The 8,410-nt window shown below is 71.9% G+C and carries 11 protein-coding genes and 2 tRNA genes; 8 read left to right on the plus strand and 5 right to left on the minus strand.

All coding sequences use genetic code 11. The annotated features are described in order from the left end of the window. The 4 genes from VGB14_05715 to VGB14_05730 form a co-directional block, all read left to right on the plus strand. A partial coding sequence (locus VGB14_05715) for an NADH-ubiquinone oxidoreductase-F iron-sulfur binding region domain-containing protein (GenBank protein HEX9992407.1) occupies positions 1-774 on the plus strand: 774 nt, incomplete at its 5' end. 106 nt (positions 775-880) lie between these two features. After that, positions 881-1,219, plus strand: a complete 339-nt coding sequence (locus VGB14_05720) for a nitroreductase/quinone reductase family protein (protein ID HEX9992408.1) — start codon at positions 881-883, stop codon at positions 1,217-1,219. Between the two features lie 9 nt (positions 1,220-1,228). After that, entirely contained in the window at positions 1,229-2,497 is a 1,269-nt protein-coding gene (locus VGB14_05725; GenBank protein ID HEX9992409.1) for a ferritin-like domain-containing protein, read from the plus strand. A 166-nt stretch (positions 2,498-2,663) separates the two neighbouring features. Further along, positions 2,664-3,287 (plus strand): Clp protease N-terminal domain-containing protein, encoded by a 624-nt coding sequence (locus VGB14_05730; GenBank protein HEX9992410.1) that lies wholly within the window; start codon positions 2,664-2,666, stop codon positions 3,285-3,287. 9 nt (positions 3,288-3,296) lie between these two features. Here the strand turns inward: VGB14_05730 and VGB14_05735 are convergent, their stop codons facing one another. Next, complete coding sequence (locus tag VGB14_05735; GenBank protein ID HEX9992411.1) at positions 3,297-3,572, minus strand: hypothetical protein; 276 nt, start codon at positions 3,570-3,572, stop codon at positions 3,297-3,299. 149 nt (positions 3,573-3,721) lie between these two features. Between VGB14_05735 and VGB14_05740 the strand changes: the two genes are divergently transcribed. Beyond that, positions 3,722-3,997: a GlsB/YeaQ/YmgE family stress response membrane protein gene (locus VGB14_05740; GenBank protein HEX9992412.1), complete on the plus strand. Its 276-nt coding sequence runs from the start codon at positions 3,722-3,724 to the stop codon at positions 3,995-3,997. Between the two features lie 62 nt (positions 3,998-4,059). Here the strand turns inward: VGB14_05740 and VGB14_05745 are convergent, their stop codons facing one another. The 3 genes from VGB14_05745 to VGB14_05755 all read right to left on the minus strand — a co-directional run bounded on the left by VGB14_05745 (position 4,060) and on the right by VGB14_05755 (position 4,565). Beyond that, the gene (locus tag VGB14_05745; GenBank protein ID HEX9992413.1) at positions 4,060-4,353 is read right to left on the minus strand and encodes a GNAT family N-acetyltransferase; all 294 of its coding nucleotides are present in this window, start codon (positions 4,351-4,353) and stop codon (positions 4,060-4,062) included. A 51-nt stretch (positions 4,354-4,404) separates the two neighbouring features. Continuing rightward, positions 4,405-4,475 (minus strand) — tRNA-Gly (locus tag VGB14_05750). Between the two features lie 18 nt (positions 4,476-4,493). Then, positions 4,494-4,565, minus strand: a tRNA-Pro gene (locus tag VGB14_05755). Positions 4,566-4,643: 78 nt separating this feature from the next. Here VGB14_05755 and tig point away from each other — a divergent pair. From tig to clpX, 3 genes are read left to right on the plus strand one after another with little or no spacing between them, the layout of a single operon-like run. After that, positions 4,644-6,023 carry a trigger factor gene (gene tig, locus VGB14_05760; GenBank protein ID HEX9992414.1) on the plus strand — a complete coding sequence of 460 codons (1,380 nt, stop codon included), beginning with the start codon at positions 4,644-4,646 and terminating at the stop codon, positions 6,021-6,023. A gap of 20 nt (positions 6,024-6,043) precedes the next feature. After that, on the plus strand, positions 6,044-6,655 hold the full coding sequence (locus tag VGB14_05765; GenBank protein HEX9992415.1) for an ATP-dependent Clp protease proteolytic subunit: 612 nt from the start codon (positions 6,044-6,046) through the stop codon (positions 6,653-6,655). Between the two features lie 23 nt (positions 6,656-6,678). Then, on the plus strand, positions 6,679-7,959 hold the full coding sequence (gene clpX, locus VGB14_05770; GenBank protein HEX9992416.1) for an ATP-dependent Clp protease ATP-binding subunit ClpX: 1,281 nt from the start codon (positions 6,679-6,681) through the stop codon (positions 7,957-7,959). Positions 7,960-7,999: 40 nt separating this feature from the next. Here the strand turns inward: clpX and VGB14_05775 are convergent. After that, the coding region (locus tag VGB14_05775; protein ID HEX9992417.1) for a hypothetical protein at positions 8,000-8,410 on the minus strand (411 nt) is incomplete at its 5' end.

The raw sequence follows: 8,410 nt of genomic DNA on the forward strand, positions 1-8,410 counted from the left end.
CCCGGCATCCTGGCCAACGGCGCCGACTGGTACCGCGCCGTCGGCACGGCCGCCTGCCCGGGCACGTTCCTGTGCACGGTGAGCGGCGCCGTCCGCCGGGCCGGCGTCGGCGAGCTCCCGTTCGGCACGCCCGTGATCGACGTGATCGAGGCGGTCGGCGGCGGCGCGGGGGAGGGCCGGCGGGTGGTCGCCGTGCTCCCCGGCGTCTCGGGCGCGCTGCTGCGCGAAGCGGCGCTGGGCACGCCCGCCACCCACGAGGACCTCCAGGCGGCCGGCAGCGCGCTCGGCGCCGGCGCGTTCGTGGTCCTCGACGACGCCACCGACCCCGTCGCCCTCGCGGCCGGCGTGTCGCGGTTCCTCGCCGTCGAGTCCTGCGGCCAGTGCATGCCGTGCAAGGGCGACGGCATGGCCATCGCCGAGATCCTCGACCGGCTCTCCCGGTCGGAGGGCGCCGAGCTCGACCTGCTGGCCCTGGACGACCACGTGCAGCGCATCACCGACGGCGCCCGCTGCTTCCTCGCCCACCAGCACCAGGCCGTGCTGGCCAGCGTGACGTCGCTGTTCGGGCCGACCCTGCGCCGCCATGCCGTCGGCGAGGTCGACGGGGTCGAGCCGGTGGCGGTCGTCCCCGTCGTCGACCTCACCGACGACGGCCGCCTCCTCGGCGACATGGACCACCTCGACAAGAACTTCGACTGGTCGACCGGCGACACCGACTCCGGCGCCTTCCCGGCCGAGCGCATCGACGACCGCCAGGACCAGGAGACGAGATGACCTCGGCAGCGGAGCGGGCGAAGGACGTCACCTTCCGGTTGTTCACGGGCGCCCACGAGGCGGTGTTCAAGGCGACCAAGGGGCGGGTGCTCGGGCGGCCGGGCGCATGCCGGTGGTGCTGCTCGAGACGACGGGGCGGAAGACGGGCAAGCGCCGGTCGACGATGCTCACCGCGCCGGTGGTCGACGGCGACAAGGTCGTCCTCGTCGCCTCGTTCGGCGGGGACCGCCGCCACCCGGCCTGGTTCCTGAACCTCCGCGAGCACCCCGACGTCGTGGTGACGATGGAGGGCCGGACGCGCGAGCTGCGGGCCAGGGTGGCGACCGAGGACGAGAAGGCCGAGCTGTGGCCGCGGATCGTCGCCGCCTACCGCGGGTACGCCGCCTACCAGCGCCGGACCGACCGCGACATCCCGGTCGTGATCCTCGAGCCGCGCCCCGCGTAGGTTGAGGGCGTGCCCGCCGAGCCGCCCATCGTCGTCGCCAACCGCAAGGAGCTCACCTACCTGCTCTGCCTGGCCGCCGAGCTGGAGCACGGGCTCATGTGCGAGTACCTCTACGCCGCGTTCAGCCTGAAGACGCGCCCGGACGACGGGCTCCCCGCGGAGCACCTCGAGGCCGTCGAGCGGTGGCGGTCGGTCATCCTGCGGGTGGCGGCCGAGGAGATGCTCCACTGGGCGCTCGTCAACAACCTGCTGAGCGCCGTCGGGTCGGCGCCCTACGTCAGCCGGCCCCACCTGCCCCACCAGGCCAAGGGCTACCCGGCGGGCGTGCAGATCGCCCTCGTCGGCTTCGGCGAGCGGGCGCTGCGCCACATGCTGTTCCTCGAGCGCCCGGAGGGGATGGAGCTGGCCGACGCCGAGGGGTTCGTGCCGACCGGCCCGGCGCTGCCGATCATGTCGGAGACCGACATCGTCCCGTGGGCCCAGGAGTTCTCGACGGTCGGGCACCTCTACCGGTCGATCGAGCGGGGGCTCGTCGACCTCGCCGCCGACCTGGGCGAGGACATGCTCTTCATCGGGCCCCACCGGGCCCAGGCGACGCCGGCGTCGTTCGGCTGGCCCGACCTCGTGCCCCTCACCAACCTGGCCGCGGCGCGAGGCGCGATCGCCCGGATCGTCGAGCAGGGCGAGGGGGCGAGGGGCGACTGGTCGAAGGCCCACTACGGCCGTTTCCTCGCCGTCCTCGAGGAGTACCAGGCCATGCGGGCCGCCGACCCCCGCTTCGAGCCGGCCCACCCGGTCGCGCCCGGCGCCGTGCGCCCGGCCGACGGCGTGATGCCCGACATCACGATCACCGACCCGCTCACGGCCGCCGTCACCGATCTGTTCAACGTCGTCTACGACCTCATCCTCCAGATGATCGTTCGCTACTTCGCGTTCGGCGAGGAGAGCGACGACCAACTGCGGGAGCTCGCCAACGCCGCCGTCGGGCTGATGTTCTCGGCCATCAAGCCGCTCGGTTTGCTCCTATCCGAGCTGCCGATCGGTCCGGAGCACCCTGGGCTCAACGCCGGGCCGAACTTCCAGTTGGCCTATCGGTCGAGCTTCCTGCTACCGCACCGGCGCTCGGCCTGGATCCGATTCAGCGAACGACTCGACGAGGCGGCGAGGTTCGCCGACGGCATCGCCGCCGGCGATGACGTGAGAACGGTGCTCGACCACGTGGGCAAGGGCCTGCGAACGGTCATGACGCGCATGGCGCCCCACGTCGGCGACGATTGACCCAACAATCACCCGATATCACCACCAACCGGCGGCGCACGATTCGGGCACTTCTGGCGAACACCGTTCAAACGATCTTCGATTTGTCGACATGCGCGTCCCGCGGCCGCGTTGGCGGTAACTTCTGAACCCGGCGATGTTGCCGAAACCCCAGGAGGCAGACGACGTGGCAAAGGGTGAATCGCAGCAGCCGACGGGCGAGGGGGCCGTCCGGCTCTATCTGATGTACCTGACGGACCCCGACAGCCTTCGCGACGAGGCCCGGATCAAGGCACTCACGGCCGAGGCCGAGAAGGCGAAGGACCCCATCGAGAAGCTGCGGGCCCTCGCCGAGCTCGAGCGGGCCAGGGCGGTCGACGAGGGCCAGTTCCGCGAGGGCTTCGTCCGCCACGCGAAGGCGTGGGCCGACGAGCAGGGCATCGGCGCCAGCGCCTTCCGGGAGCTCGGCGTCCCCGACGACGCGCTCGCCGAGGCGGGCTTCGAGGTCGGCTTCGGCGGTGGCCGGGGTCGCGGCCGGGGCCGGGGGGCCGGCCGCCGCGCGGCCGCGGGAGGGGCGCCCCGTCAGCGGGCCAAGGCCGTGCCCACCGACGAGATCAAGCGCCAGGTCCTCACCCTGAAGGGCCCGTTCACGCTCGGCCAGGTGATGGAGCGGGCCGGCGGCAGCCCGGCGACCGTGCGCAAGGCGGTCGAGGAGCTCGTCGAGAGCGGCAGGGTGGAGAAGCTGGGCCCGGCGGCCGACCACACCGGGCGCGGGCGGGCGCCGACGCAGTACGCCGCGGTCGGCGCCTGACGGGCGGGGCTACGCGTCGAAGATGCCGGTGGTGAGGGACCGCTCGAGCAGGTGGGCGGTCCTTCGCCACACCGCGTCGTCGGGGTGGGCCCTCAGGTAGGCGGTGCAGCTGCGGTGGGCCAGTTGGATCAGGTCCGCCCGTCCGAGGGCCAGCGGGATCAGCCGCTGGAGCGCCTCCTCCAGGCCGCCCCCGGCCGCCGCGACGCCGGCGACCGTGGTGCAGATCAGCTCGGCTCTCGCCCCGTCGGTCGGGACCGTGGACTCGACCACGCTCCAGGTCGGCATGTGCGTCGAGTACCCGCACGGCGACCGCGCCATGCGCGAACGTGCGTCCGCCCTCGCCGGGGGCAAGGAGGAATGGCGAACGCGAAGCGTGGGCATCCTGCTGTCACCAAGCGGGGCTATGGGCGCCCCCACAGAGGAGGCAGCACACAGTGGGCATCATCGCATTCCTGATCCTCGGGCTCTTGGCCGGCGCCATCGCCAAGGCCGTCATGCCGGGCGACGACCCGGGCGGCATCATCGTGACCATGGCCATCGGTGTGGTCGGCGCCCTGCTGGGCGGGTTCCTGGCGGCGGCGCTGTTCGACGCCGACCCGCTCGACGAGTTCTTCGACATCAGCACCTGGCTCACCGCCATCGTCGGGGCCATGATCCTGCTCGCCATCTACCGGGCGGTCACCGGCAACCGCCGGCGCAGCCTCGTGTAGGACCGCTCCACCCCGCAGCTTCTGACGGTGCCCCGCACGCCACGTGCGGGGCACCGCCGCGTCTAGCGGTCGGCGACCCGGGCCCTGGCGGCGACGTCGGGGTGGCGGCGCAGCCAGGCCGCCGCGAACGAGCACAGCGGGACCACCGCCAGGTCGGCCGCCGCGGCGTGCTCGGCGGCGGCCCGCACGAGCGCGCCGCCCACGCCCCTGCCCTCGACCGGGCCGGGCACGCCGGTGTGGAGGACGAGCAGGTGGTCGCCGTCGACCCGGTAGACCAGCTCGGCCACGTGGCCATCGACCTCGGCCTCGAAGCGCCGGTGGTCGGGGCGGTGGGTGACGGTGACGTCGGCAGCCATGCCGGCAGTCTGGCGGGCGGCGGCGCCGATGCCGACCGCCCGGCGGCGGGGAGCGGGTGACGGGAATCGAACCCGCATCACCAGCTTGGAAGGCTGGGGCTCTGCCATTGAGCTACACCCGCGGGTCCGGGCCCGGGCCGTCGGGGAGGGCGGATTTGAACCGCCGACCGCCTGCCCCCAAAGCAGGTGCGCTACCGCTGCGCCACTCCCCGGTCGCCCAAACGCTACCCGCGGCCCCGGCCGGCGAACGGCGAGGCCGCCCCCGGAGGCGCCGGTACACTCGCCGCACTGTGAAGACCAGCGTCGAACCGCTCGAGGGGAACAAGGTCAAGCTGACCGTCGAGGTCGAAGCCGCCGAGTTCGAGCGGGCCGTGGACGCCGCCTTCCGGAAGATCGCGAGGGAGGTCCGCATCCCCGGCTTCCGTCCCGGCAAGGCGCCGCGGCGGCTGCTCGAGGCCCGCCTCGGCCCCGGCGTCGCCCGCCAGGAGGCGCTCCGCGACGCCCTCCCCGAGTACTACGCCCAGGCCGTCCGGGACGAGGACATCGACGTCATCGCCCCGCCGGAGATCGACATCACCGCCGGCGAGGACGACGGCCCGGTCCAGTTCGACGCCGTCGTCGAGGTCCGGCCCCAGGTCCAGGTCCCCGGCTACGGCGGCCTCCGCGTCGTCCTCGACGACCCGGCCGTCACCGACGAGGAGGTCGACCGCTACGTCGACCGCCTGCGCAGCCAGTTCGGCGAGCTCCAGGAGGTCGGGCGGCCGGCGAGGGACGGGGACTTCGTCACCGTCAACATGACCGTCCGCTCCGGCGTCGAGGTCCTCCGCGAGGTCGACGACGAGTCCTACGAGGTCGGCAGCGGCGGGCTCGTCCCCGAGCTCGACGAGCAGCTGCGGGGCACCCGACCGGGCGAGATCCTGAAGTTCGGGGCGCCGCACCCCCAGGGCGAGGGCACGCTCGACTTCTCGGTGCTGGTGAAGGACGTCAAGGAGCGGGTGCTGCCCGACCTGGACGACGAGTGGGCGAACGAGGCGTCGGAGTTCGAGACCCTGGCCGAGCTGCGGGCGGACATCGCCACCCGGCTCGGTCGGATCAAGCGGGGCACGGCCCAGATGGCGCTGCGGGAGAAGGTGTCCGACGCCCTCGCCGGGCTGGTCGACGAGGAGGTCCCCGAGGCCCTCGTCGAGGCCGAGATGCAGCAGCGCCTCCAGGACCTCGCCATGCGCCTGTCGGCCCAGGGCGCCGACCTCCAGCAGTACCTGGACGCGACCGGCAAGCGCCCCGACGACCTGCGCGACGAGCTCCGCGAGGTGGCGACCAGGGCGGTCAAGGTCGACCTCGGGCTCCGGGCGGTGGCCGACGCCGAGGGGCTCGAGGCCACCGACGAGGACCTCGAGCAGGCCATCGCCATGATGGCCACGAGGGTCGGGGAGAAGCCCGAGACGGTCAGGCGTCGCTTGGAGCGCGGTGACCAACTCCCCGCGGTACGCTCCGACATCAGGAACGGCAAGGCCCTCGACTGGCTCGTGGAGCGGGTCGAGATCGTCGACGAGGCGGGCCGGCCGATCGACCGGCGTGACCTCCAGGAACCGACGTCGACCGACGACGCGGACGAGACCGGTGGCGCGCCCACCGACGAGGACGAAGGAACAGGAAGGCCCGCAGGGTGAGCTTCGAGATCCGCAACTACCTGGTGCCCACGGTCGTCGAGCAGACGAACCGGGGTGAGCGGGCGTTCGACCTCTACTCCAGGCTCCTGAAGGAGCACATCATCTTCCTGGGCACGCCGATCGACGACACGGTGGCCAACCTGATCTGCGCCCAGCTCCTGCACCTCGAGTCCGAGAACCCGGACAAGGACATCAACATCTACATCAACAGCCCGGGTGGCGACATCACGGCACTGCTGGCGATCTACGACACGATGCGCTACGTGAAGCCGGACATCACCACCATCTGCTTCGGCCAGGCGGCGTCGGCGGCCGCCGTCCTCCTGGCCGCCGGCACGAGGGGCAAGCGGCTGGCCCTGCCGCACGCGAGGATCCTCCTCCACCAGCCGTGGGGGAGCGGTGCCGGCCAGGCGGCCGACATCGAGCTGGCGGCGAAGGAGATCCTGCGCATGCGGACGCTCCTCGAGCAGATCCTCTCGGAGCACACCAGCCAGCCGGTCGAGCGCATCCACAAGGACACCGACCGCGACTTCGTGATGAGCGCGGCCGAGGCGCGGGACTACGGCATCATCGACGAAGTGATCACTGCCCGGGAGATCGCCGCCACCGGGCCCATCGCCGCCATCAGCTGATCGAACACGAACCGGGGGAGAACGTGGCCAAGTTCGGTGACGGCGGGGAGCTCCTGAAGTGCTCCTTCTGCGGCAAGTCGCAGAAGCAGGTGAAGAAGCTGATCGCCGGTCCCGGCGTCTACATCTGCGACGAGTGCATCGATCTCTGCAACGAGATCATCGAGGAGGAGCTGTCCGAGACCTCCGAGCTGCGCTTCGACGAGCTGCCCAAGCCGCGTGAGATCCGGGAGTTCCTGGACGACTACATCATCGGCCAGGAGCACGCCAAGAAGATCCTCTCGGTCGCCGTCTACACCCACTACAAGCGGGTGCAGTTCGGCGGGGCGAGCGGCCACGAGGCCGACGTCGAGCTGGCGAAGTCGAACATCCTGCTGATCGGGCCGACGGGTTGTGGCAAGACCCTCCTCGCCCAGACGTTGGCGAAGATGCTGAACGTGCCCTTCGCCATCGCCGACGCCACGGCGTTGACCGAGGCCGGCTACGTGGGCGAGGACGTCGAGAACATCCTCCTCAAGCTGATCCAGGCCGCCGACTACGACGTCAAGAAGGCCGAGACCGGCATCATCTACATCGACGAGATCGACAAGATCGCCCGCAAGAGCGAGAACCCGTCGATCACCCGCGACGTGTCGGGCGAGGGCGTCCAGCAGGCCCTGCTCAAGATCCTGGAGGGGACCACCGCCTCGGTGCCGCCCCAGGGGGGCCGCAAGCACCCCCACCAGGAGTTCATCCAGATCGACACGACGAACATCCTGTTCATCTGCGGCGGCGCCTTCGCCGGCATCGAGAAGATCATCGAGAGCCGGGCCGGCCGCAAGGGCGTGGGCTTCGGGGCCGACATCCGGCGGTCCAACGAGAAGGACCTCGGGTCGATCCTCACCCAGGTGCTCCCCGAGGACCTCCTGAAGTTCGGCCTGATCCCCGAGTTCATCGGCCGCCTGCCCGTCATCGGGGCCGTGTCCAACCTGGACAAGGAGGCCCTGATCCGCATCCTCGTCGAGCCGAAGAACGCGCTGGTCAAGCAGTACCGGAAGTTCTTCGAGTTCGAGGACGTGGAGCTCACCTTCTCCGACGACGCCCTCGAGGCGGTGGCCGAGCAGGCCCTGCTCCGGGGCACCGGCGCCCGCGGGCTCCGGGCCATCCTGGAGGAGGTGCTGCTCAACGTCATGTACGACCTGCCGAGCCGCACCGACGTCGAGAAGTGCGTCATCGACCGCAACGTCGTGCTCGAGAAGGTGAACCCGACCCTCGTCCCCCGCACGGAGACGAGCCGGTCGAACCGCCCCCGCCGGGCCGCCTCCTAGCCCACCGGCCGCCACCGGGGCGTCGCCGGCGGGCGGCGCCTCACTCGATCGTGCGGCCGCACTCGACGGTGTCCGTGCCGGGGCCGCCGACGCAGCGGGAGCGGCCGTTGTCGGCGAACACCGTGTCGTCGCCGTCGCCGGCCCGCACCGCGCACCCGCCGCCGCAGTAGACCTCGTCGTCCCCGGCCAGGGTCCAGATGCGGTCGGCGCCGGCCCGGCTGCTCACGAGGTCGGGGCCGTCGGTGGTGACGATCACGTCGGTCCGCTCCGTCCCGATGACCTGCTCGAAGCCGGTGAGCCGGTCGCGCCCCTGCCCGGTCGCCCGGTGCTCGCCGAGGTTCACCGACACGCCGGCGACGAACGGCTCGAACACGACGGCGTCGATCCCCTCGCCGGCGTCGACCCGGTCGTCGCCGAGTCCCGGGAGCACGACGTCGGCGCCGGCCCCGCC

This window comes from Acidimicrobiales bacterium, from assembly GCA_036399815.1.
GTDB lineage: Bacteria > Actinomycetota > Acidimicrobiia > Acidimicrobiales > DASWMK01 > DASWMK01.